This is a genomic window from Roseobacter sp. S87 (assembly GCF_055693285.1).
Genome location: NZ_JBVFTR010000004.1, coordinates 1,993,518 through 2,016,040, shown reverse-complemented (window position 1 = coordinate 2,016,040; position 22,523 = coordinate 1,993,518). Strand labels below are relative to the sequence as shown.

The 22,523-nt window shown below is 61.2% G+C and carries 21 protein-coding genes and 1 pseudogene; 9 read left to right on the top strand and 13 right to left on the bottom strand.

The features are described 5' to 3' along the window. Positions 1–113 precede the first annotated feature (113 nt). Entirely contained in the window at positions 114–1,115 is a 1,002-nt protein-coding gene (locus ACZ1HA_RS10930) for an efflux RND transporter permease subunit (RefSeq protein WP_472713881.1), read from the top strand. Positions 1,116–1,145: 30 nt separating this feature from the next. Here ACZ1HA_RS10930 and ACZ1HA_RS10925 read toward each other — a convergent pair whose 3' ends face one another. After that, complete coding sequence (locus tag ACZ1HA_RS10925; RefSeq protein ID WP_375230509.1) at positions 1,146–1,565, bottom strand: response regulator; 420 nt, start codon at positions 1,563–1,565, stop codon at positions 1,146–1,148. Positions 1,566–1,711: 146 nt separating this feature from the next. Between ACZ1HA_RS10925 and ACZ1HA_RS10920 the strand changes: the two genes are divergently transcribed. From ACZ1HA_RS10920 to ACZ1HA_RS10910, 3 genes are read left to right on the top strand one after another with little or no spacing between them, the layout of a single operon-like run. Further along, on the top strand, positions 1,712–2,740 hold the full coding sequence (locus ACZ1HA_RS10920) for a GAF domain-containing protein (protein ID WP_472713880.1): 1,029 nt from the start codon (positions 1,712–1,714) through the stop codon (positions 2,738–2,740). Beyond that, positions 2,701–4,245, top strand: a complete 1,545-nt coding sequence (locus ACZ1HA_RS10915; RefSeq protein ID WP_472713879.1) for an HWE histidine kinase domain-containing protein — start codon at positions 2,701–2,703, stop codon at positions 4,243–4,245. The genes ACZ1HA_RS10920 and ACZ1HA_RS10915 overlap by 40 nt, the downstream gene beginning before the upstream one ends. Further along, positions 4,242–4,778, top strand: coding sequence for a heme oxygenase-like domain-containing protein (locus ACZ1HA_RS10910; RefSeq protein WP_472713878.1), 537 nt, complete (start codon positions 4,242–4,244; stop codon positions 4,776–4,778). Before ACZ1HA_RS10915 ends, ACZ1HA_RS10910 begins: the two co-directional genes overlap by 4 nt. A 77-nt stretch (positions 4,779–4,855) precedes the next feature. On the opposite strand, the gene ACZ1HA_RS10905 is transcribed toward ACZ1HA_RS10910, so the two are convergent. The 7 genes from ACZ1HA_RS10905 to ACZ1HA_RS10875 are packed head-to-tail and all read right to left on the bottom strand — an operon-like array spanning position 4,856 to position 10,950. Beyond that, positions 4,856–6,121, bottom strand: a complete 1,266-nt coding sequence (locus ACZ1HA_RS10905) for an ABC transporter substrate-binding protein (protein ID WP_472713877.1) — start codon at positions 6,119–6,121, stop codon at positions 4,856–4,858. Positions 6,122–6,134: 13 nt separating this feature from the next. Then, positions 6,135–7,094, bottom strand: coding sequence for a branched-chain amino acid ABC transporter permease (locus tag ACZ1HA_RS10900; protein ID WP_472713876.1), 960 nt, complete (start codon positions 7,092–7,094; stop codon positions 6,135–6,137). Then, on the bottom strand, positions 7,091–8,005 hold the full coding sequence (locus tag ACZ1HA_RS10895; RefSeq protein ID WP_472713875.1) for a branched-chain amino acid ABC transporter permease: 915 nt from the start codon (positions 8,003–8,005) through the stop codon (positions 7,091–7,093). The genes ACZ1HA_RS10900 and ACZ1HA_RS10895 overlap by 4 nt, the downstream gene beginning before the upstream one ends. Continuing rightward, entirely contained in the window at positions 8,002–8,724 is a 723-nt protein-coding gene (locus ACZ1HA_RS10890) for an ABC transporter ATP-binding protein (protein ID WP_472715323.1), read from the bottom strand. Before ACZ1HA_RS10890 ends, ACZ1HA_RS10895 begins: the two co-directional genes overlap by 4 nt. Before the next feature lies 1 nt (position 8,725). Continuing rightward, positions 8,726–9,499: an ABC transporter ATP-binding protein gene (locus ACZ1HA_RS10885; RefSeq protein ID WP_472713874.1), complete on the bottom strand. Its 774-nt coding sequence runs from the start codon at positions 9,497–9,499 to the stop codon at positions 8,726–8,728. Continuing rightward, positions 9,492–10,568 (bottom strand): aldo/keto reductase, encoded by a 1,077-nt coding sequence (locus ACZ1HA_RS10880; RefSeq protein WP_472713873.1) that lies wholly within the window; start codon positions 10,566–10,568, stop codon positions 9,492–9,494. Before ACZ1HA_RS10880 ends, ACZ1HA_RS10885 begins: the two co-directional genes overlap by 8 nt. Further along, complete coding sequence (locus tag ACZ1HA_RS10875) at positions 10,561–10,950, bottom strand: TIGR04076 family protein (protein ID WP_472713872.1); 390 nt, start codon at positions 10,948–10,950, stop codon at positions 10,561–10,563. The genes ACZ1HA_RS10880 and ACZ1HA_RS10875 overlap by 8 nt, the downstream gene beginning before the upstream one ends. 184 nt (positions 10,951–11,134) lie before the next feature. Between ACZ1HA_RS10875 and ACZ1HA_RS10870 the strand changes: the two genes are divergently transcribed. From ACZ1HA_RS10870 to otnK, 4 genes are all read left to right on the top strand, one after another. Next, positions 11,135–11,815 (top strand): aldo/keto reductase, encoded by a 681-nt coding sequence (locus ACZ1HA_RS10870; protein WP_472713871.1) that lies wholly within the window; start codon positions 11,135–11,137, stop codon positions 11,813–11,815. After that, entirely contained in the window at positions 11,755–12,591 is an 837-nt protein-coding gene (locus ACZ1HA_RS10865; RefSeq protein ID WP_472713870.1) for a RidA family protein, read from the top strand. Before ACZ1HA_RS10870 ends, ACZ1HA_RS10865 begins: the two co-directional genes overlap by 61 nt. A gap of 110 nt (positions 12,592–12,701) precedes the next feature. Further along, the gene (gene ltnD, locus ACZ1HA_RS10860; RefSeq protein WP_472713869.1) at positions 12,702–13,598 is read left to right on the top strand and encodes an L-threonate dehydrogenase; all 897 of its coding nucleotides are present in this window, start codon (positions 12,702–12,704) and stop codon (positions 13,596–13,598) included. Further along, positions 13,598–14,842 carry a 3-oxo-tetronate kinase gene (otnK, locus tag ACZ1HA_RS10855; protein ID WP_472713868.1) on the top strand — a complete coding sequence of 415 codons (1,245 nt, stop codon included), beginning with the start codon at positions 13,598–13,600 and terminating at the stop codon, positions 14,840–14,842. Before ltnD ends, otnK begins: the two co-directional genes overlap by 1 nt. A 78-nt stretch (positions 14,843–14,920) precedes the next feature. Here otnK and ACZ1HA_RS10850 read toward each other — a convergent pair. Then, a pseudogene (locus tag ACZ1HA_RS10850) lies at positions 14,921–17,319 on the bottom strand (YbcC family protein). A 36-nt stretch (positions 17,320–17,355) separates the two neighbouring features. Then, on the bottom strand, positions 17,356–18,906 hold the full coding sequence (locus tag ACZ1HA_RS10845) for a proton-conducting transporter transmembrane domain-containing protein (RefSeq protein ID WP_472713867.1): 1,551 nt from the start codon (positions 18,904–18,906) through the stop codon (positions 17,356–17,358). A gap of 102 nt (positions 18,907–19,008) precedes the next feature. Here ACZ1HA_RS10845 and ACZ1HA_RS10840 point away from each other — a divergent pair, with 102 nt between their 5' ends. Next, positions 19,009–19,878 (top strand): LysR family transcriptional regulator, encoded by an 870-nt coding sequence (locus ACZ1HA_RS10840; protein ID WP_472713866.1) that lies wholly within the window; start codon positions 19,009–19,011, stop codon positions 19,876–19,878. 2 nt (positions 19,879–19,880) lie between these two features. On the opposite strand, the gene modC is transcribed toward ACZ1HA_RS10840, so the two are convergent. The 3 genes from modC to modA are packed head-to-tail and all read right to left on the bottom strand — an operon-like array spanning position 19,881 to position 22,451. Beyond that, complete coding sequence (gene modC / locus ACZ1HA_RS10835; RefSeq protein ID WP_472713865.1) at positions 19,881–20,978, bottom strand: molybdenum ABC transporter ATP-binding protein; 1,098 nt, start codon at positions 20,976–20,978, stop codon at positions 19,881–19,883. Next, positions 20,978–21,670 (bottom strand): molybdate ABC transporter permease subunit, encoded by a 693-nt coding sequence (modB, locus tag ACZ1HA_RS10830; RefSeq protein ID WP_472713864.1) that lies wholly within the window; start codon positions 21,668–21,670, stop codon positions 20,978–20,980. The genes modC and modB overlap by 1 nt, the downstream gene beginning before the upstream one ends. A 7-nt stretch (positions 21,671–21,677) precedes the next feature. Next, positions 21,678–22,451, bottom strand: coding sequence for a molybdate ABC transporter substrate-binding protein (gene modA / locus ACZ1HA_RS10825; protein WP_472713863.1), 774 nt, complete (start codon positions 22,449–22,451; stop codon positions 21,678–21,680). Positions 22,452–22,523 lie beyond the last annotated feature (72 nt).

Sequence of the window (22,523 nt, the reverse complement as noted above, 5' to 3'; positions counted from 1 at the left end):
GATGAAGCGCGCGCCCTGATGGCCAATCTGCCGCTGGTCACCCAGGCACGGTCGGTTGTTGCAGGGGGGCACCTCAGCTGCGGTTTGAAATTGACGAGGCGGCTGCCCGCCTGGTGGGTCTCAATGTTACGGATGTGGCGCGGCAACTTGAAACAGCCCTGGTTGGCGTCACCGGTGGCAGCCTTGTTGAGGGTACGGATCAGCTGCCGGTGCGCGTGCGGCTGGGGCAGGGGCTGCGAAGCGATCTGTCTGCAATTACGGATATGCCACTGGTTCTGCCCGGGGCGGCGGCCCTGTCCGCACAGGGGGTGTTTCCCGCGGTTCCCCTTTCAGCATTGGCGTATCCCGTGCTGGAACCTGCCGAAAGCGTCATCACACGCCGTAACGGTGAGCGGACAAACACGGTTCAGGCCTTCATTGTGCCGGGCGTTTTGCCCGAGGAAGCCCTGCAGTCTGTTCTGGGATCAATGGAGAAGGCTGGCTTCGCGCTGCCTGCCGGATACCGCATGGAACTTGGCGGCGACTCAGATGCGCGATCCAACACCGTTGGTAATCTGCTGGCATCTGTTGGCCTGATTGTGACGCTTACAATCGCGGCTATTGCCCTGACCTTTAATTCATTCCGTCTGACCGCGATTGCTCTGGTCGTCTGTGTTCTGTCGGCCGGGCTTTCGATACTGGCGCTGGCTGTGATGCAGTTCCCTTTCGGGATCAACGCAATCATCGGTGTGATCGGATCAATCGGCGTGTCGATAAACGCAGCAATCATCATTCTGACCGGGCTGAAGGCTGACAAAGAGGCCTCGGCCGGGAATACAGAGGCCATGGCCAGAGTGGTGGGTGGCTCCAGCCGGCACATCATTTCAACAACCATCACCACATTCGGTGGGTTCCTGCCGCTCATTCTGGCGGGCGGCGGGTTCTGGCCACCCTTTGCCGTGGCTATTGCTGGCGGGGTGCTGTTGTCTGCTGTTGTGTCCTTCTATTTTACGCCACCGGCTTTTGCCTTGCTTTATGGCAGGGCGGGTCGCAGGACGTCATCAAAGTTGGTGCCGGTCCCGGACCGTAAGAACGCCGAAACAACAGCGCTGCCGGTGCAACTGGCCGCAGAATAAGCTGGGCACCTGCAGGCACTTTGCTCCGGCTCAGCAGGCTGGCGGGGCCCGGAAACGGGGGTACACAAGGCCGCTGATCTGCGAGAGAAGCTCTGAAAAGATCATCGGTTTTTCAAGCACGGCATCGGCTCCGATACGCCTGGCGACCGTCAGAATGGACTTCATACCGGGATAATGCGTGGAACCGCTGACGGCGATAATGGGCATGTTGTGAGTTTCCGGCCGCCCGCGCACCCAGGCAATCAGTGAAATGCCCCCGTCGTTCGACGATCTGTTGTTTCTGTGTACAAAGATATCGGTGATCAGCAGATCATAGGGGTGTGTTTTGAGTTCGTCGCGGGCACTGTCAGCGGTCCGGCAGGATGTCACCTGATGGCCGGCGGCTTCAAGTTGCTGAGATAGGTCATAACTCAGTTCAAGATCGTCTTCCATGATAAGGATTTTGGGCAACTTTTTTCTCCGTTCCGTTCGGGGAGTGCGGGATCTGCACAGAAAATAGACTTTGCACGTCGCCCGTCGGTTACCGCACCGTACGGTGCTTTCAGCGTGTTTTCATGCGCGGCCACCACAAACGGGGCTGTTGTGAGGAGAACCGCATGCAAAACGTATCCGAAGCAGACCAGATCATCCGCGCCATCGAACGTTGTTCCGAGGAACCCATTACCATTCCGGGGTGCATTCAGTCCTTCGGATGCGTGGTGGCTGTCGACCAGGACACAGGAGAGGTGCGTTATGCCAGCGAAAACTCTGCCACTGTGTTTGCCCGACCCATTGAGGCAGTTCTGAACGGCAACCTGCAGACCCTCTTTGGCGAAGAAGTCCGGCACAGTATCAGGAATGCTCTTTCCCGCGGCGGCCACGGGAAGAACGCTGTTTTTGCCGGAACGTTCAGTGTGCAGGAAAGGTGCTGGGATCTCAGCATCTGCAGCAGCGGCGGGTGTCTTGTGATCTCCATGGAACCATCGGACCGGGATCAGACGGATCACGGACGGATGCTCCAGTCCATGAGTTTCATGATTGGTAAAATACAAAGCTGCCGGACGGACCAGAACCTGTATGATCTGATTGTCCAGCTTGTACGCCACCTGACCGGGTTTGACAGAGTGCTGGTGTACCGCTTTGACCAGGAATTTAACGGTGAGGTGCTCGCTGAGACTTGCAGATCCGGGATGCCGTCCTTCAATGGCCTGCGGTTTCCACGCTATGACATCCCCGATCAGGCCCGCGAGATGATGCTGCATATTCCGTTGCGGGTCAGTGCAGACACCAGTGCCTTACAGATCCCGCTTCTGACGGCCCAACCCGGTCTGCCGCCTCTGGATCTGACGCATTCAGTCTGCCGCGGCATGTCGCCCGTACATCTGCAGTATCTCAGAAACATGGGGTCCGCGGCGACTTTGACGCTCAATGTCCTTGTGGAGGGGAAACTGTGGGAGTCATCTCCTGCCATCACGGGACGCCGCGGTACTGCGGGCGGTTTCTGCATGAGATCCTCGAAAACATCATTCCGGTTTTTTCGGCAAAGCTCCTGTCGATCCGTCAACAGGATACCCTGGACCGGATCAGGCAGCTCGATAGCGAAATCATGGGGCGCACGACAGATGACCTGCAGCTCGACGGGATGATGACAGAGATAGCGCCAAGTGTTCTGGAGGTCATGGGCGCCGACGGCATTGCAACGCTGGGCGCGGAGAAATCCACCTGTTTCGGCCTTGTTCCCGGAAAGGCTCTGCTCGATGAGCTACGTAAATCCGGGCTTGCCGAACAGGGTGGGGTCCTCGCAATTGACAATCTCGTTCAGCGGTTTCCGGATCTTCAGGCTGAGGCCGGTGACTGCGCCGGGGCGCTGGTTACACTGCTGTCCAGCGACCGGGTCCTGTGTATTTTCCGCAGAGAGGTTGTCCAGGAAGTTTCCTGGGCCGGAAATCCGGAAAAGCAGACCGAAGTGCACGAGGGCGAACGGCGGCTGACACCACGGGCATCATTCTCCGCGTTTCTTGAGGCAGTTCAGGGCAGCAGCCGGGCGTGGTCGGGTGATGATGTCTACTTTATCCAGCACGTGCGGACGCTCATGCATGCCTCTGAACGCCAGTCTCTTATGAACCGCATGAACCGTCAGCAGTCACTGATGATTGATGAACTGAACCACCGGGTACGCAATATTCTGGCACTGGTCCGGTCTGTCTCACATCAGGCGCGCCGCCGGTACAGTTCTCTGGAAAGCTATTCCACTGCTCTGGAAAGCCGCATCCAGGCCCTTGCGGCATCGCATGAGCTGATTGCGGGTACTCTGCCACAACCGGTTTCACTGATGAGCCTGATCCGCAAAGAACTTCAGCCCTATAATACATCATCCGATGGCCGTTTCGTTATCACGGGGACAGACCGGAATGTCCTCGCCGAAATAGCGCCGATCTTTTCACTGGTGGTGCATGAACTGATCACAAACGCTGTCAAATACGGCGGAATGTCGACTGCGGGCGGATGTGTCGAGATGGGTTTGTCGCGCGATGGTGGCGACACACTGATCACATGGGCGGAAAAAGGTGGCCCGCCGGTAAATACTGACCCGGAGGCGGGGTTCGGGACCACGATGATCACGCGGTCGGTGCCGTATGAACTGGGCGGGGAATCCGAATTGTTCTTCTATCCGGAAGGTGTGCAGGCAAAGTTCCGGTTCCCGGAACGGTGTTTCGACGATTCCTCCACGCCAGCGCGCCTGAATGAGAGCCTGCCGCTGACCCCGGCTGTGTCAGTTGAGATCCCGGAAGATGCGCTGGAGGGCTCTGTGCTGGTGGTCGAGGATAACTTTATCATCGGAACAGAGATGTGTGACCAACTGCTGGATTTCGGTTTTGCAGATGCGCAGGTTTACGCAAATGCATCCGAGGCAATGGACTATCTGGATGCGGTCACGCCCGGGCTGGCCGTTCTTGATTTCAATCTCGGTCACGGGGAGACGAGCGAAGCTGTGGCGGTCAGGCTTCGCGAAGCAGGTGTGCCTGTGGTGTTTGTCACCGGGTATGGCGAGAAAGCCGCCACCGCGCCTGAGCTTGCCGATGTGCCGCGTCTGACGAAGCCGGTGTCTACCGATCAGCTCCGGCATGAACTTGCGAGGGTGCTGCAATGACAAACCGTGCTTTTCTGAGGGAAACCAGCGCGACGGCGCACAGACTTGCGGAAAATGCATGGCTGTCGGACGGGCGTTTTTCCGGTCGGGACAGGTATTTCGCATGGCTGGAAACGCTGCGCCAGACACATGCCTATATCGCGATGCCCGCCAATGCCGTCATTGCGCCGGTTGCGGGCTGTGCGGAGGAACGCGCCAGGCTGCGGGCGTTCGCAAATGATCTCGATACGTACAGATCGCCTGCGCCGCAGGTTGCCTGTTGTCCTGACTACAGCTGGGCCTGGGGGGCGTGCTATGCCATCAATGGCTCTGCCCTTGGTGCTGCCGCGATGATCAGGCGGGGTCTGCTGGAGGATGACTGGCCGGTGGCCTATGTCACCCACATGGCGGACTATGCCCGGTCCGGCGTCCTGGCAGGGTTTCTCCGGGATCTGGACCGTCAGGTGCTGGACCTTGAGGCGGCGCGCAAAGGAACGCTTGCCGTCTTTGCTGCACTCAGTGAACCGGAAAGGTTCCGCCGTATGGTGGCCTGACCCGGTCCGCTAAACTGTGCCGCCAAAGAAAAGGGCACCGTCCTGCGGCGCCCTTCACATCAGCTCACGTGCTGTCTTCAGTTGAGTGAGCTCATAAAGCCGTCAACTTCGTCGAGCGAAATGTACTGCAGCTCTTCGATGCCGCTTTCCGAGAAGCCCCAGGTCACTGCAGGTGCAGACACATCGCCGTTCGCGTCGAAACGCACGTTGCCGGTGGCACCCTGATAAAACACATTGCCACCGCCCGCGAGGATCTCTTTGGCTGCAGCAAACCCGTCAGCATCCGCCGAAACCGGTGTGCCTGACGGATCGGTGACACGGGCGACCATGGCCGCAATCTGATCACCACCTGCATCCTTGCCCGCCGCTTCCATTGCGAGCAGGGCGATCATTGTAGCATCGTAGCTGTTGGACAGGCCGGGGCCGTTCGGAGCACTGCCAAAGTGTTCGGTGTACTGATCAACGAATTTGGTCGCTGATGCACTGCGCGGGGAGGCGGTATCGGTGCCCGTCATGTTCGCAAGATACTGCAGGCCAACGTTTTCGCGGAACTCGTCGGATTTCAGTGAGTTCGCAACAATCATATTCTGTGTGCCGCCCAGCGATATCCATTCACGCACAGCAGCCGTTCCCTCTTTGGGATAGAGGGCCAGATAGATGGCTTCCGGCTTGCCTTTCAGCGCTTCGGTCACTTCCGCGCGGTAGGATGCCTGGCCGTCATTCAGCGCGACCGAGGATGTGACCTCAATACCCAGGGCTTCAAAATCTGCTGCGACCAGTTTTCCGATATCCTGACCCCAGTCGTCATTCTTGTAGAGCACTGCAATCGACTTGTACCCTTTGTCCCGGGCCACCATCGCAGCAACGGCTGACTGAACCCCCGTTGTTGCAAAAGTGCGGAACCACAGACCCTTGGTCTTGCCTTCTTCTGCGAGGCCCGTGAAGGCCGTTGACGAGGAACAGCACGACATCTGCATGACCCCGGCAGGAGCCGTCACAGAAGTCAGGATCGGCATGGACACACCGCTGGACACGGCCCCCAGCAAGACCTGCACACCGTCCAGATCAACGAGGGCCTTGGCCGCATCCACGCCGACCTTGGGGTCGACCTGGCTGTCACGCAGAACCATCTCAATATCGCAGCCAGCGACGCCACCCGCGGCGTTCACCTGGTCGACAACATACTGCGCGGTTGCGGCAATCGGCTTGCCCCAGTCCACGGATGTGGGCAGGACCGCTCCGATTTTCGTCGTGCAGTCCTGAGCCGCAGCTGCGCCGCCCATGGCCGACAGGCCAAGGGCCAGGCCGATTGCGATGCTGCTGGTCTGAATATGCTTTTTCATCTTTTTCTCCCTGTTATCTTTTGGTTGTGGCATGTCCTTGCTGCGAGACCACCAGTTTTTCTTCAAACAATCCCTGTGGGCGCCAGAGCAGCATACCCACAATCACAAACCCAATCAGGATGAACTGAACGGAGCCGGTATAAAGCTGCACATCCTGCGGGGCGAAACGCGACAGCGCCCAGCCACTGGCCGTCCAGGCACCCCAGATCAGGAAAGCGCCGGCCACGGCACCGCGGTTATTCCCGGCACCACCCACGATGAGCATGGCCCAGATCTGGAACGTCAGGATCGGCAGAACATCCTGAGGAGAGATAAAAGCGTAAAAGGTGCCGTAGAGTCCACCACTCATGCCCATGATGACCGACCCGGTGACAAAGGAGACCAGACGGACGCGCGCAGGGTTCTTGCCAAGTGACCGGGCCGCCGTTTCATCCTCGCGGATCGCGCGCAGCAGACGACCGAAGGGCGAGCGGATCAGCCGTTCGAGGCCGGTATAAACCATCAGCAGAAGCGCCAGAACAAAGAGCAGGAAAACCACATTGTAAACGAGACCACCGCCCAGCAGGTCAAAAAGGGGCCTTTCAAACCCGCGCAAACCCTGCGCGCCGCCTGCCAGACCTTCGGCGTTGCGCATGAGATTTTCAAACGCTACAGCGACGCCGAAAGTGGCAATGGCCAGGTAATCGTGCCGCAGCCGGAGCGTCAGGATACCGACAATCCACGCCATGATCCCGGCCACCAGCATCCCGCCCAGCAGAGCCAGCGGGTAAGCAAGGCCAAAACCGCCCAGATGGCCCTCCTGAGGCGTGCCGCCGAGGATGAGCGTCGCATAAGCGCCTGCGCCAAAGAAAGCCACGACCCCACCATTGAACAGACCTGTGTTGCCCCATTGAAGATTCAGCCCCAGCACGGCAATGGCGAGGATCGCAGCGACCGTGCTGAAAAAGACCAGATAGGAGATGATCCCGATCATGCGCGTTCCTCACCGAAAAGTCCGGTCGGGCGGATCAGCAGAACCACCAGAATGATCAGGAAAGGCACCGCCGGGCTGTATCCCGACGGCAGGATCAGCAGCGCCATGTTGGACGCGATACCCACCAGAAAACCACCCAGCACTGCGCCGTAGATGCTGCCGATGCCCCCGACGATGGTCGCCGCAAAGATCGGCAGCACGAGATCCCGGCCAAGCACCGGGTTTATCTGGTTAGTGAGACCATAAAAGATGCCGGCTGCGGCGGCCAGGCCACCTCCTATCAGCCAGATCAGAAAGATCATCCGTTGCAGACTGATACCGGAAACCTGAGCAAGGGTGGGGTTTTCAGCAACCGCGCGCAGAGCGTATCCGAAGGTGGTGCGTGACAGCACAAGGTGGAGGATGATCATAAATATAAGGGCTGCGACCAGCGAAAACACCTGATCCGGTTTGATCAGCAAAAGCGGATCACTGCTGATCATGACGGCAAAGACTATGTCTTTCGAATAGAGCTGCGCCTGCAGCCCGAAGATCAGCCCCAGGATGTTGCGCAGAATCATGGCGACCCCGAATGAGGCGAATACCATCGACAGCTCCCCGCCCAGAGCTCTCACGCGGCGGAACACCAGCCGATCGATTGCCACTGCGGACATCCCGGTGACAATCATCGAAATGATGACAGAGAGCGCCAGCGCCCGGGTCAGGCTGAGTGGCGCAATTGCCTGCGCAAGGCCGGCGTGGACAGCAGCGAAAATACCGTCGAACACGAGCGCGCAATAAGCACCGACCGAAAGAAGTTCCGCATGAGAGAAGTTGGCGAAGCGCAGCATATGCATTACCATTGTCAGCCCGATCGCGCCGAGCGACAGAATGGAGCCCACAAGGATGCCGTCGGCGAGATGCTGGATCATGAGCCGGCCATCCGTTTGCCGCCGAGGTATATCTCGCCCACCACAGGGTCGTTCATCAGCGCTTTGGCAGGGCCGTCTACCTGGTTCTGTCCATCCGCGAGGATATAGCAATAATCCGCGACCCGCAGCGCCTGCCTGACATTCTGCTCGACCAGGACTACGGTGACACCGTCATCGGTCAGGGCCCGAACCATACCCAGAACCTCTTCGGCCGCTTTCGGGGCCAGACCGGCTGAAGGTTCGTCCATCAGCATCACCGATGGCCTGATCGCCAGGGCCATGGCGACCGCCAGAAACTGGCGCTGACCACCGGAAAGGGAGCCGGCTTTTTCCTTTTGTTTTTCAGCCAGTGGGGGAAACTGTTGAAACAGTGCATTAAGCCTTGAGGCGCGCTCGGATCCTGCCTGCCGGAGAACCAGTTCGAGGTTTTGTCTGATCGTGAGTGACCGGAAGATGTTGTCGGTCTGGGGCACATAGGCCATGCCGAGCTGACCCATCTGATCGGTCCGCGGGTTCGTGATATCCCGCGCATCAAGCAGCACCTTTCCGGCGCTCACAGGCACAAGACCAGCGACGGCTTTGATCAGGGTGGATTTTCCCGCACCGTTCGGGCCGATAATCACCGTGACCTGCCCGCGGCGGGCATCGAGGTTCATACCACGCAAAATCGCAAGCTCGGGCACGTAGCCCGCCGTAATGTTCCGGACCTGAAGTGCCATGTCAGTCAAGAGCCGCCGCCCCCAGATAGGCATCAAGCAGCAGCGGGTCTTTCTGTGCTTCCTCCGGCGTGCCGCAGAACACAACGCGTCCTTCGGCCAGGGCAATGACCGGGGTGCAGTGCTGCATCACAAAATCCATGTCATGTTCGATGATCAGAAAGGTCTTACCCTGTCGGTTAAGCTCCTCAATTTTGCTGATCAGCAAACGGGTCAGTGTCGGGTTTACGCCTGCCGCAGGTTCGTCCAGCAGGATGAGGTCGGGTTCGCCCATAAGCACACGGGCAAGTTCCAGCAGCTTCATCTGCCCGCCGGAAATCCGGCCTGCGGCCTGGTCCGCCAGCGGCGCAAGTGTGACGAATTCCAGCACCTCCAGTGCCCGCCGGCGGATGGCGGCTTCCTGATCTCGCATGCGCCGCGCCTGAAAAAAGGGCCCGCCGAGCCGCTCGCCAATCTGTTCAGAGGGAGCGAGCATCACGTTTTCCAGAACACTCATGCGCGCAAAGGGGCGTGGGATCTGAAACGTACGGCCCAGACCCGCGGCAAAGAGACGGTCTGAGGCCATTCCGGTTACATCCCGGCCGCCGAGGCTGACCCGGCCGGAAGAGGGTGCCAATGCCCCCGTTAACACGTTGAAAAGCGTGGTTTTCCCGGCGCCGTTCGGCCCGATCAATCCGGTGATCGAGCCACGTGCGATGTCGAGTGTGACATCATCCACAGCCCGGAACGGCCCGAAGTCCCGCGTGACCCCCCGCAGGCTGAGGATTGGCTCAGTCATCGGCGCCCAGCACCTTGTCGTCGGGGCGGGTGTTCAGGTTGTACTTCATAATGCGGCCGTGCCGGCTTGTCCGGTCTGCTTCCAGCGCAAATACGTCGCCCTGCGGGCCTGGGTGTGCGTCAAGCACGGCGTTCAGAACGGTGTGATCTTCCTCGTCCAGCGTCAGATCAAATACCTCAAGGGTGCGCGGCAGATGCCGGGCGTATCGTGCGCCTACAATGCCGCCCGCGACCTGTGGTTGGTCAAGCACCCAGCGCGTGGCGACACTGCTGAGTGAGGTGCCATGACGGTCCCCGATTGTCTTGAGGGCGCGGAGCAGTTCCTGAAAGGCATTCCAGGAGCCGAATTCATCAATGATGAGGCGGTATTTCACGAGGCTGCGGTTTTCAAAGGCAAACCCCGGATCTGGTTTACCCAGCCAGGCGTCGGTCAGGAACCCGCCCGCAAGTGTTCCATAGCAGACAAGTTGCATGTCATGGCCCGCAGCCCAGTCGCTCAGCCCACCGGCGGGGCGTCTGTCCAGAACGGAATACTGCACCTGGGCTGCCGCAATGTCGAAACCCGCGTCGACAAATGGGGCGATCTGCGACCTGTCCCAGTTGTTGATCCCAAGGTTTGCGATCTTTCCACTGCGCTGCAGGTCCCGCAGGGCACTCAGTCCTTCGAGCGGGTCCCCAAGGCTCAGATCCCACCAGTAAAACTGAACAAGATCAAGGCGCTCCACCTGCAACCTTTGCAGCGACCGGTCGACGATCGCCTCAACGTCTTGGGGGCGGATTCTTTCCAGCAATTCCAGATCAGGCACCAGCTTGGTATGTACACAGACCGTGTTTGCGACGGACGCACCGCGGCTTCTGCGCAGGTCGGCAATGAAGTCGCCGATCATTTCTTCGACACCCACATAAATGTCTGCGCAGTCGAAGGTATTGATCCCGGCATCCAGAAAGGCTTCCATATCGCGGACGGCCTGAGCGCGGTCCACGGTTCCGTGATCGCCTGCCAGTTGCCAGCCGCCTTTGATCACCCGTGACATCCGGTGCCCGGGGCGCAGCAAAACCGTTTCAGTCATCGGACCCAGCCTCTTCTTTCTGCCAGTAGGGTGTTTCGCGCTGACCGGGCAGTCCGGTCGTTTCGCCATGACTGAACCAGCGCTTGTCCCCGCGCGTGATCCTGAACCGGCCACCACAATGCGGGTCGGGACAGGCGATTTCCGCATCGGTCGACATCCAGTCGTTTTCCGCCGTCGCGCGCTGTTTGGCAGGCAGCAGGGGCAGCAGGGCGGCGAGCGCGTACATGGACACTCTGTGACCTTTGTCAAAAACCAGCAGCTCGCCGTGAACCGAAAAGCTTTCGCCTTCCACGTGCCGGCAGACAGCCGTCCGGTCGCCCACAACCGTCTCCACCTTCAGGTCATAAAGCCAGAACCCGTTTTCTTCTTCTACGGCCGACATCCCGTTCCCCCTGACGGCGCTGCCGGCGCGCGCGCAGGCAAAAGCCGTACTTTTCATCAGGTTGCTGGCTGTGGGTGACCCTGTCAACAGCCAGTGTGCCACGGTCGTTGCTGTCTTCGACCCGGATGGACAAGTGTTGCGTGATCTAGCAGAACTGAAACGGCGCAACATGAGGGGATGTCTAATGTCACAACCGCCAGAGTATCCACTGACGGACACCCTTTCCGTGACCCGCGCGCTCGTCGGCCTCTGGCAGGTTGCTGACATCGAAAAGGACGGTGAGCTGATCGACCCGGAAACGGGCGCCGATCATCTGGCAGCCTATGCCGGTGAAGGGTTTCGCACTTTTGACATGGCCGATCACTACGGCACGTCCGAGTTGATCACCGGGGCGCTGCTGCGGCGTGGGGCAACGCCGCGGCCGGTTGTCTGCACGAAATGGTGCCCGACGCCCGGGCCGATGACCGCTGAGGTTGTCCGCGCCGGCGTGCAGGAGCGGCTGGACAGGCTGGGTACGGATCGCGTTGATCTTCTGCAGTTTCACTGGTGGAGTTTTGAGCATCCGGCCTGGCTGGATGCTTTGCACGAAATGGCGGAGCTGCGCGAACAGGGTATGATCGGCGAGATCGGGGTCACGAATTTTGATGCCGCGCATCTGCAGCTTGCTTTGTCGGACGGTGTGCCGCTGGTCAGTAACCAGGTGCCGTTTTCGCTGGTGGACAGGCGTGCGCGCGGCCCGCTGGCCAGGCTCTGTGCCGCCAGGGGGTGCGTCTGCTCTGCTACGGCACACTGGCGGGTGGTTTTTTGTCCGAGCGGTGGCTGGATCAGCCTGACCCACAGGGCCTGTCCGACTGGAGCAAAATGAAATACCGCCGGTTCATTGATGCCGCCGGCGGTTGGGACGTGTTTCAGGGCATTCTGCGCGCGGCGGCGACCGTTGCGGACCGGCACGGCGTTTCCGTTTCCAATGTTGCAACGCGCTGGGTGCTGGAAAACCCGGCGGTCGCGGGGGTGATCATCGGGGCACGTCTGGGCGAGGCGCGGCACTCTGCGGACAATGCCCGTTTGTTCGGGTTCGGACTGACCACGGCAGACCTTGAACTTCTTGAGGAGGCCTTTTCGCAATCAAAGCCTTTGCCCGGAGATTGTGGCGATGAATACCGCCGACCGCCGTTTCTGACAGCGTCCGGAGACCTGAGCCATCACCTGCAGGAAATGCCGAAATCGGTGGACGCGCGCGATGTTCCGGACCGGCCTGGCGAGAAACAGGTAGGTACAGGCAGCGAATGGGAAGACATTGCCGGTTATTGCCGTGCGTGGCGCATCGGTGACCGCATCCTGGTGTCCGGAACCACAGCAACTGCGGGTGTGGACCGTATCATCGCGCCGGAGGATGCCGGGGCCCAGACCACATACATCCTCGACAGGATTGCCGGTGCTCTCAGTGCGCTGGGCGCTGACATACGTGATGTGGTGCGCACCCGGATCTATCTGAGTGACGCAGAGGATGTGATGGCGGTCTCACAGGCGCACGGACGTGTATTCGGAGACATCAGACCCGCCAACACACTGACCGAGGTCGCCAGTCTGATCGGCGGATACCGTGTCGAGATCGAAGCAGAGGCCATCATCCGCAGCTGACAGCGCCATGCCCGATCTATCGTTTTGACGCCAGCGGCTGACCGGGGCAGTATGCCGCCGAAAAAGCACCGGGCCTGCGGTTCGGGTGCATCAGACAGGGAAGAAAATTCATGGCATCATCAACAGCGGTCATTGGCCTGGGGTCCATGGGCTATGGCATTGCGCAGTCCGTGCTGCGGGGCGGTCACACGACATATGGCTATGACATCAACCCCGACAGCGAGGCCCGTTTTCGCAGCGAAGGCGGCAGCGGGGGCGCTCTTGGTGACATTGCGGGTGCGCTGGACGCCGTCGTTGTCGTTGTTCTGAACGCCGAACAGACCGAAGCGGTGCTCTTTGGTACCGATGGGGTTGTGCCAAAGCTGAAACCCGGTGCTGTGGTGCTGACCTGTGCAACGGTGCCTCCGGCGTTCGCACGTGAGATGTCTGCGCGTTGCGGGCAGGCGGGCGTGCATTACCTCGATGCGCCCATATCCGGCGGGTCCGTCAAAGCGGCGCAGGGTCAGCTCAGCATCATGGCGTCCGGCACGTCGGAGGCTTTCGCGGCGGCAAAACCGGTTCTGGATGCAACCGCGGAAACCGTTTTTGAGCTTGGGGACGCGGCCGGTGCCGGGTCCGCCATGAAGGCGGTCAACCAGCTGCTGGCGGGGGTGCACATTGCGGCCATGGCCGAGGCGCTGACCTTTGGCATGACGCAGGGTGTTGAGCCGGAACAGTTCCTGGAGGTGATCAGCAAATGCGCGGGCAGCTCCTGGATGCTCGAAAACCGCGCGCCGCATATCATTGCAGGTGACTACGCGCCGCATTCGTCGGTGGATATCTGGCCCAAGGACCTGGGAATCGTTCTGGATATTGCAAAGTCCGCGCGGTTCGGCGCTCCGCTGACGGCGGCTGCGCTGCAGCAGTTTCTGGCGGCCTCCGGCTCCGGTCTGGGCGGCGAGGATGATGCTGCTGTTGCCAAGGTCTATGCCCGTAACGCGGGCCTCAGACTGCCGGGAGACGCATAATGCTGTTGGGATGCATCGGGGATGATTTCACCGGATCGTCGGATCTGGCCAATACGCTGTCCAAGGAAGGGATGCGCGTCGTTCAGTATACAGGCGTGCCCGAAGGGCCGGCCGCAGCGGGTGTTGAGGCAGGTGTTGTTGCGCTTAAATCTCGTTCAACCGATCCGTCTGACGCAGTTGAACAGTCGCTGGCTGCCCTCCGGTGGCTGAGGGCGCAGGGGTGTGAGCAGTTTTTCTTCAAATATTGTTCTACGTTCGATTCAACCCCCGACGGGAATATCGGCCCGGTCGCTGACGCGCTTGCCGCTGAACTTGATGCGCACCGGGTGATTGTCTGCCCCGCATTTCCCGGGACAGGGCGGTCGGTGTATCAGGGGCACCTGTTCGTCAATGATGTCCTGCTGAATGAAAGCGGCATGCAGAACCACCCGCTGACCCCGATGACGGACCCCGATATCCGCCGGTGGCTCAGGCCACAAACAAAACATGGCGTAGGGCATGTACCCGCTGCTGACGTGCTGAAAGGGGCTGAGGCGATCCGCGCGGGCCTCGACGCGGCCCATGAAGCTGGCGCGCTGCACATCGTTGTTGATGCGCTGCAGGATGCAGACCTGCGCGAGATCGGGGCAGCAGCAGACGGTCTGCCGCTGATTACCGGGGGCTCCGGTGTCGCGCTTGGCCTGCCTGCGAATTTCCGGCGGCGTGGTCTGACGTCGGCAGATGGTGCCGCATGGCGGGGGCAGGCGGGCCAGTGTGTGGCGCTGTCCGGCTCGTGCTCCAATGCAACCCGTGCGCAGGTGGCGCTGCACCGAAAAACCAACCCGGCGTTCGAGATCGTTGCAGCCGATGTGATCGAGGGCCGTGTAACCGCGGCCAGCATGGCGGATCAGCTGGTCGCGGCAGACGGCATTCCCCTGGCGTTCAGTTCCGCGGATCCGGATGTTGTGCGGGAAGTCCAGGCCACCTTTGGCCGTGAAGCATCAGCTGCCGCGCTGGAAGGCTTTTTTGCCGAAGTGTCGCGTGAACTGGTCGCACGTGGCGTACCCAAAATCCTGACGGCGGGCGGAGAAACCTCCGGTGCTGTGGTCGAAGGGCTTGCGCTCAGGACGCTGGAGATCGGGCCTGAGATTGACCCCGGTGTGCCGGCATTGCGCGCAGGCGACGATCTGGTCATCGCACTGAAATCCGGGAACTTCGGCGCACCCGATTACTTTGCCAAAGCGGCGGCGGTTCTGGGCGCATAACCCGGCGAAGCCCTGCAAAGGAGTATGTGAGCAGGCGCGGAGCCGGGGCAACCCGTTCCGCGCCCAGTAGTGTTTCCGTCAGTCAGCCTGTTCAGCAGTCCAGCTGAGATCACCGGCGTAACGGTTAGTGACCTCTCCTGTGTCGGCAAGTGTGAAGAGGTGAAGCCAGCGATTGTCAAAGAGCGCGCGGACCTGAGGGTGCCGCTCGAGAATTTCTGATACCGCTTCCTTTGGAGCCGCAACATAGACGGACAGACGCAGCGGATCGTGGCGCAGTTTTTCGCCATCGTGCACTGACTGCCGCGCAAGTCCTGTCCGGAGTGTGCCGCCGTTGCCTTCGACCACACCAATTCCGCCGGTGACATTGTGCAGCAGCTTGTTGCCGGATCCGAAAACCTCCGGCGCAACAGAGGAGCCATAGTACTGCAGACTGATCCAGCTTGCGACGACAACAGGTGCGGTCAGGATGAGTTCCAGCACGGGGAATCCGTTTTCCGCATCCTGCCTGTGATCGTATTCGTGCAGGAAAACCTGGCCCGACAGCGTGTCACTGCTGGTCTGGCTGCGGGGGGCCGCGACAAAGGCGCGGCATCCGGCGAGACCCCATTCAGGACGCGTTTCCGCCCAGTCCCGCGCCCGCACAGCGATGTCTGGCGTGGTCTCGGCTCCCGGCAATCCCGCAAGCCGTTCTTCCCGCGCAAGTTGCCCTGCGGTCCGCAACCAGCCCGTTGCCCGGGAGATGTCCGCCCCGTGTTCCGGCATATCGACGTCCTGAGCGTAAAGCGTGACATCATCTGTCGTGGTGTCGTGCAGCCCGGCGACAAAGACGGTGTCACCCGGTATCTGGATTCCCTGGTCCTCAAGTCCCGCGCGCACCTCCGGACGGTTCAGGATGTTTGCAAGAAGCCGCGCGTTCACTTCGCCGGAATACCCGCCACAGGCACCGCACTGCAGCCCGCTGGCATGCGGATTATTGGCCGCTGTCGCACCGTGACCGCACAGCAGCACGAGACGGGCAAAACCACTGGTCAGAGACATCGCCTTCAGGATGCTGGCCGCCGCAGTGATCTGGGCCTCCGTATCCATATCCGGTTGTGGGCAGGGGGATGCCGTCCCGGGCGCAGGCGCGGTACTGCCCCCCATCGCGTCGCTGACAAGCTTTGCGGCATAAATCGGGCCCGTAGCCTCAACAAAGGCGAAAGACGATACGGCGGCCTGCCGGAAGCGGCCCCAGGCCCTTTGAGCGCGGGCGAGATAACGTTTGTCGTTCTCCGCTCTGGCGGCGCTGGCACCGGCCTGGCCTTCGCCGGAGGTCAGTCCATGGTTCAGCAGCACCGGCAGGCGCAGCTCATCAACGTCTGAGCCACAGGCGCTGTGCCGGGTTGCCAGGCCAAAGAACCCGGCAAATCCGAGGGTCCGGATGCCCGTATCGGCTTTTTCGAGGGCGCGGCGAAACACTTCGGACCGCACGTCAATGCAGAATGCTGCCTGAAGGGCCGGGCGGATGCACGGTGCTGTGGCCTCCCGTGCCGCGAACTGACCGGCAAGCCGCCTTTGGACTGACCTTTCCATGGCTTCCTGCAGGATTTCATTGATCACATGGTCCGCATCAGGTGCTGATGGCGTGGCATGCGCCAGAACGGTGTCCGTCCATTCAGCGGCAAACACCGCACCGAACCGGGTGAACAGAGCCGCCTCCCATGTCAGTGCAATGGCCAGCAGGCTGGTCAGGGTATCGTCGGTGCCGCCCGCAAGCTCGGCTTTCCAGAGCTCGTACCGTGCAACCTGCGCCCAGCCGCCCTGTGCCATCAGAACCTGGTGGAAATATCCCGGAATGGCCGCCTCTGTCAGTCCGAGCGTCCGTGTCGCTTCCTCTATGGCAGAGAGAGGATCGGCGGGCGTTCTTTGGATCAGTGCCCGGAACCCGGAAAACCCCTGAACGTCTGCGCTCAGATCGCTGACAGCAAAGGCGCGCCAGGATGCCCAGGCTGTCTCGTCGCGCGGCGCACTCCACATGGCCTGGCCCGCATCAAAGTAACCGGAGGCCCAGGCCCCTGTGCGTTCGGCGATAAACCCGGGCCAGTCTGTGCCATCCTGCAGTGCCAGAAGATCGGCTGCCAGAGGCAGCTTTTTCCGCGCGACGTCATTCGATTTCGCCGCTGCGGTGAGGGCCGCGACGTCCTTTGGTTTCGACGGATGCGGCGATGCGGCAAGTGCGCCCTGCAGATCCGCTATGGTGATTACCCCGTCCGACATCTGGTCTGCAAACCAGTCGCGGGGCATCGTGAGCGGTGTGTCACTGATACGCGCCAGCAAGCGGCCGGTTTCTGCGAGCGACATGCTGCTTTGGCCCAGGAACGGGTTGACCGCGACGGATGAGGCGAGCGGCCAGACCGGGGGATCTGCCGGCCGGCAGCATCGGCCAGCCGGGCGAGCGTGTCAGTTGAGAGCGGGTGCGAAGTGGAGTCGAGTGCCATATGTGTGTCCTCGGGTTCGGAGCAGGGTATCAGGGGTCAGGAGAATTTTCTGAGGCTGCGGGTGTTCAGCAACCGGTCTGTCAGTGCGTTTGCGTAAAAGCCGTTCGCGATGTGGACGCGCAGGCCGGCAAAAGCGGGCGATCCGGCCCAGTGGGCAAACATGCTCTGAGCAATGGCCACCGAGCCGAAACTTACCAGTGCAAGTGTCATCAGCGACCATTCGAGCAGACCGGGGGTCGGTGTTGCGGGCAGGGCGGGTCCCCAGACAGCCGCGGCGCCGGTCTGGAGGGCAAAATAGCTGAGCGACGCGGTTAGCGCATAAAGCGTGGTTCGCCGTGTCAGCTGAACGGGCGCCCTGTCGGCGAAACCCTGTGCCAGAAGGTAGGCAACGCCAAAGATCAGGATTGCACCGAGCGCCAGCATCTGCGGCGATTTTCCACCCAGCCCGAACAGGGTCGCGACCACTGCATAGATCGACAGCGCAACAGCGAAGGCAAGAGCCACAGCACCAGCGCCGGGCACCGCCACGGGTCCGGGCCTGCGGTTGGCGGTCACAGCTTCGACGGCCGTGCCGGACGACAGGAATGCATGCGCCTTATAGAGCGAGTGCGCCGCGATATGCAGCAGTGCCAGAGAGAACAGAGCAAAGCCGCATTGCAGGATCATGAACCCCATCTGCGCAACGGTCGACCAGGCGAGTGACGTTTTGACGGCCGGTTGTGTCAGCATCACCAGACCGGCCAGGAGCGCCGTCCCGCCGCCGATCAGGACGAGCAGGGCAAGCACTCCCGGTGCCAGCAAGAGCACGTCCGCAAAGCGGATCAGCAGGAAGCCACCGGCATTGATCACACCGGCGTGCAGCAATGCGGAAACCGGCGTGGGTGTCTCCATGACCTCGGTGAGCCAGCCGTGGAAGGGGAACTGCGCGGATTTCAGAACGGCCGCGAGAGCCAGCAGCGCTGCAGCTCCGGTGATCTGCGGTGTCGCCTCGGCACCGGCAGCTCCGGCCAGGATCGCGGCAATATCTCCGGTCCCGAAGGTCGTGGCCAGCAAAAGCGCGGCCGCTATGAGAGCGACGTCACTGATCCGCGCCATAACGGATTTCTTGTACGCGGCGCGTCGTGCAGGGACGCGGTCGCTGTAAAAGGTGAGGAGCTGGTGCAGGAAGAGGCTCGTGGCAATCCACGCAGCGACCAGCAGCATGAGCCCGCCGGCCTGAACAAAGAGCAGAACACTGGCAATGGTCGCGCAGATCAGGGCTGTGAACTTTGGCTGACCATCCTCACCGCGCAGATAAGTCCGGCTGTAGCGCAGCACCACCCAGCCGACAAAACAGACCAGCAGCGCCATTGTCACGGCCAGAGCGTCAACCCTGACAGAGAGGCCTGCCGTGATAAACCCAGTGGTCCCAGGACCCTGCAGCAACAGAACAATGAGAGCCACGATACCGGACACACCGGCCAGAAGAGCGGCCGCTTCGGCGGTGCGCGCGGTGGTCGCCGCAGGCGTTGCAGGGCGCAGGGCTGCCAGCAGCGCGGCAGCCGCCAGCAGGGATGGGGCGATCAGGGCAACAGCGTGAAGGGTCATGGCGGTCTCCGGAGCAGAATGTGTGTTGTGCCGGATGTATGCGAGAGGTTTTCATAAATAAAATATATTGTAAGTAACAATTCATTCTGTTTTATAGAATAAATGGACTTCAACTATCACCACCTGAGGTATTTTCAGGCCGTTGCAGAAGAAGGAAACCTCACCCGGGCAGCAGCGTTGCTGAACGTTTCGCAATCGGCGGTTTCGACCCAGATCCGTCAGCTTGAGGAACGCCTTGGTCAGGACCTGTTTGAACGTCGGGGCCGTGCGCTGCTGCTGAGCGAGGCAGGGCGGATTGCCCTGGATCATGCCAATGCCATTTTCGCTACAGGGCGTGAGATGGTGGCTACACTGCAGCAGACAGGTGCCAGTCGCCGGGCGCTGCGGGTCGGGGCCATTTCGACGCTGTCGCGCAACTATCAGCTGGCGTTTCTCAAACCTCTGCTGGGGCGCCCGGATGTTGAGGTCGTGCTGCGGTCGGGCAGTATGGCCGAACTCAGCACAGCGCTTGCGGCTTTGCACCTCGACCTGGTTCTGACCAACCAGGCACCGCCTGCTGACGCTCTGACCCCATTCAACGTCCAGCAGTTGGATACGCAGAATGTCAGCCTCGTTGGTCCACCCGATGAAAGACTGTCGGGCGCGCCGCTGGAGGAACAGCTGCTGCATGCGCCGCTGATCCTGCCCTCGCGGGCCAGCGGGGTGCGCGCGGGCTTTGATGCTCTGACCGACCGGCTTGGTCTGCGCCCCCAGATCGCCGCAGAAGTAGACGACATGGCCATGATGCGCCTGCTTGTGCGGGACGGGGCGGGGCTGGCCGTCCTGCCGCCCATTGTCGTGAAAGATGAAATCGCGGCAGGCTCTCTTACAGAGCTTGCGGTGCTGCCCGACCTGACCGAAACATTTTACGGCGTGACCGTCGGGCGGCGCTTCCCGAACCCATTGCTGTCGGAGCTGATGCGGCCGGGGTAATGTCAGACCTGTGCGGGCTGGCCATCGCCGACTGCTTCGCGCGGGACGGATACGGCTTTGATCACTGCAAAAACCTGCATGCCGGTGCGCAGGCCGAGTGCGTCACAGGAGCGGCGGGTGATCCGGGCGAGGATCGTGTTACCCCCGGCATCCAGACGGGCCAGTACCCCCGGACCATCCCCCTGGCGCAGTTCGGTCAGAACAGCAGGCAGAACGTTCAGCGCAGAAATGTCCCTCGGCTGCATGGTGGCGATCATGACATCCTGTGCCTCGATCCGGACGCGCAGCATTTTCCCGGGCTCCTGGTCGATGCGCGGCAGAAGAAGAGGCAGACCGCCCGCGTCCAGTTCGCTTAGGCCATCCGCATCGTGCCGGACAAGCCGCGCGGTCATCATCGCCCCGGCAGAGCGCACGCCGAGCGGGGTAACCCCGGGATCACTCAGCACCGCCTGCGCGGGCCCGATGCCGGTGACGCGTCCCGCCTCGATCGCCACAACGGTCGTGGCAAGGCGGGCCACTTCGCTGGCGGAATGGCTGACATAGAGCACGGGCACAGCAAGCTCGTCGCGGATCCGCTCGAAGTAGGGCAGGATGTCCGCTTTCCTCTTTGTATCGAGTGCCGCCAGGGGCTCATCCGCAAGCAGAATCTCCGGGGCGGACAGCAATGCACGGCCTATCGCCACGCGCTGTTTTTCACCGCCCGAAAGCAGAGCGGGCCGCCGGTCCAGCAAATGCCCGATGCCCAGCATGTCGATCACTTTTTCCGGTTTCTCATGGTGCGCATTTGCCGGTGCAAACCGGCGCCCATATAGCAGGTTCTGCCGGACCGTCAGGTGCGGAAAAAGGCGTCCTTCCTGAAAAATGTAGCCGATACGCCGCTGGTGGGGCGGGATCCAGATCGCGCGCTCGGTGTCAAACAGAGTGCGTCCGTTGATCGTTGCGCGCCCTGTGGTCGGGCGCAGAAGGCCCGCGACGGCATTGATGATGCTCGTCTTCCCGGTGCCGGAGCGGCCAAATAAAACAGTGATCCCACGCGGCGCCTCAAAGGAAACGTCCAGGGAGAACCCGTCAAATTCCTGGGTCAGGGCCAACTCCAGCATCAGGCGCCACCGATGCGCCGGGCGATCCGGCGGGCCAGAATTTCAGACAGGAGCAACGCGCCCATCGCGATGGCCACAGAAATCAGTACCAGCCGCAGAGCCTGGTTTTCGCCCCCCGGCACCTGAAGAAAGGCATAGATGGCGGAAGGCACGGTTTGCGTCTGGCCAGGTATGTTAGACACGAAGGTGATTGTCGCCCCGAATTCCCCCATCGCTTTGGCGAAAGCCAGCACCGCGCCGGCCAGAACGCCTGGCAGCATCAGCGGCAACGTCACGGTCAGGAACACCCAGGCGCGTGATGCGCCCAGCGTCCCGGCAGCTTCCTCAAGCTTCGGGTCAACTGCCTCAAGAGACAGCCTGATCGCGCGCACCATCAGCGGAAATGCCATGATTGCCGCAGCCAGGGCTGCACCCGTCCAGTTGAAAGCAAAGCTGATACCGATCAGCGCAAGCAAACTCCCCGCAGGTCCCTGCGGCCCGAAGGTCAGCAGCAGCAGATAGCCGGTGACCACCGGCGGCAGGATCAGGGGCAGCATCACCAGGCCGTTCAGCAGCTGTTTGCCGGGAAAATCGCGCCGCGCCAGAATAACCGCCACCCAGAGGCCAAAGGGCAGACTGCACAGCGTCGCCCAGAAAGCCACGCGCAGCGACAGGACGACCGCCTGCCATTCCTGTGCGCTTAGCCACTCCATCGGTTGCCTACTCCGTACCTGCGGCAAAACCCAGCCGTGTCAGCACCTTATCTGTCTGCGGGCTGCGAAGATAGTCAAGGAAACCGCGCGCTGCCCCGGAGGGTTCAGACGCCACCGCAGCCGCCGGGTACACAATTGGCTGGTGGCTTTCTGCAGGAAAAACGGCAACCGCTTTAACGCGGGCGTCAGCAAGCGCATCTGTGGCGTAAACGATACCATAGGGGGCGGCACCGGTGGCTACGAGGGCGAGGGCCGCGCGCACGTTGTCCGTCTGTGCCGTCCGTTTGGCAACACTCTGCCACAATCCGAAATTCGACAACGCCTCTTTCGCATAAAGACCGGCCGGAACAGCATCCACGAGAGCAACCGCGAGCCTGCCGTCCCCGATCAGGCCGGCAAGATCGGTTTGCGCGCTCAGTTCAACCGGGGGCGCGTCAGGGTTTGCAGCAATCAGTACGAGCTTGTTGCCGGCCAGATCAAATCGTGTGGTTGCGTTGATCCGCCCCTGTTGTTCCAGGTGATCCATCCAGGCTGTATTCGCCGAAACGTAGACGTCTGCAGGTGCGCCAAGGCTGATCTGGCGGGCGAGGACGGATGAGCCGGCAAAAGAGAACGCAACGCTGTGCCCGCTTTCTTCTTCAAAACCGGTTGCGATTTCCACAAGCGCAGTACGCAGGCTTGCCGCAGCGAAAACAGTGATCTGCTCTGCCCGTGCCGGTGCGGACGTCAGCACCAGTGAACACATCAGCGAGATCAGCAACTTTGCGAAAGAAGAGGACATGAAAACACTGTCCTTCAGACGTTCCGCGGGTGCAAGCCCTGCTGTATACTGACGCTGGATGTCAGCAGGCCA

Bases quoted from the DNA above. Each gene is read 5' to 3' on its own strand.
- ACZ1HA_RS10895 (WP_472713875.1), bottom strand. From the start codon at position 8,005: ATGATCCAGCATCTCGCCGACGGCATCCTTGTGGGCTCCATTCTGTCG.
- ACZ1HA_RS10845 (WP_472713867.1), bottom strand. From the start codon at position 18,906: ATGACCCTTCACGCTGTTGCCCTGATCGCCCCATCCCTGCTGGCGGCT.
- ACZ1HA_RS10885 (WP_472713874.1), bottom strand. From the start codon at position 9,499: ATGACTGAGCCAATCCTCAGCCTGCGGGGGGTCACGCGGGACTTCGGG.
- ACZ1HA_RS10920 (WP_472713880.1), top strand. From the start codon at position 1,712: ATGCAAAACGTATCCGAAGCAGACCAGATCATCCGCGCCATCGAACGT.
- ACZ1HA_RS10870 (WP_472713871.1), top strand. From the start codon at position 11,135: ATGTCACAACCGCCAGAGTATCCACTGACGGACACCCTTTCCGTGACC.
- ACZ1HA_RS10910 (WP_472713878.1), top strand. From the start codon at position 4,242: ATGACAAACCGTGCTTTTCTGAGGGAAACCAGCGCGACGGCGCACAGA.
- modA (WP_472713863.1), bottom strand. From the start codon at position 22,451: ATGTCCTCTTCTTTCGCAAAGTTGCTGATCTCGCTGATGTGTTCACTG.
- ACZ1HA_RS10840 (WP_472713866.1), top strand. From the start codon at position 19,009: ATGGACTTCAACTATCACCACCTGAGGTATTTTCAGGCCGTTGCAGAA.
- ltnD (WP_472713869.1), top strand. From the start codon at position 12,702: ATGGCATCATCAACAGCGGTCATTGGCCTGGGGTCCATGGGCTATGGC.
- modC (WP_472713865.1), bottom strand. From the start codon at position 20,978: ATGCTGGAGTTGGCCCTGACCCAGGAATTTGACGGGTTCTCCCTGGAC.
- ACZ1HA_RS10890 (WP_472715323.1), bottom strand. From the start codon at position 8,724: ATGGCACTTCAGGTCCGGAACATTACGGCGGGCTACGTGCCCGAGCTT.
- modB (WP_472713864.1), bottom strand. From the start codon at position 21,670: ATGGAGTGGCTAAGCGCACAGGAATGGCAGGCGGTCGTCCTGTCGCTG.
- ACZ1HA_RS10905 (WP_472713877.1), bottom strand. From the start codon at position 6,121: ATGAAAAAGCATATTCAGACCAGCAGCATCGCAATCGGCCTGGCCCTT.
- ACZ1HA_RS10875 (WP_472713872.1), bottom strand. From the start codon at position 10,950: ATGTCGGCCGTAGAAGAAGAAAACGGGTTCTGGCTTTATGACCTGAAG.
- otnK (WP_472713868.1), top strand. From the start codon at position 13,598: ATGCTGTTGGGATGCATCGGGGATGATTTCACCGGATCGTCGGATCTG.
- ACZ1HA_RS10915 (WP_472713879.1), top strand. From the start codon at position 2,701: ATGGGGCGCACGACAGATGACCTGCAGCTCGACGGGATGATGACAGAG.
- ACZ1HA_RS10880 (WP_472713873.1), bottom strand. From the start codon at position 10,568: ATGACTGAAACGGTTTTGCTGCGCCCCGGGCACCGGATGTCACGGGTG.
- ACZ1HA_RS10900 (WP_472713876.1), bottom strand. From the start codon at position 7,094: ATGATCGGGATCATCTCCTATCTGGTCTTTTTCAGCACGGTCGCTGCG.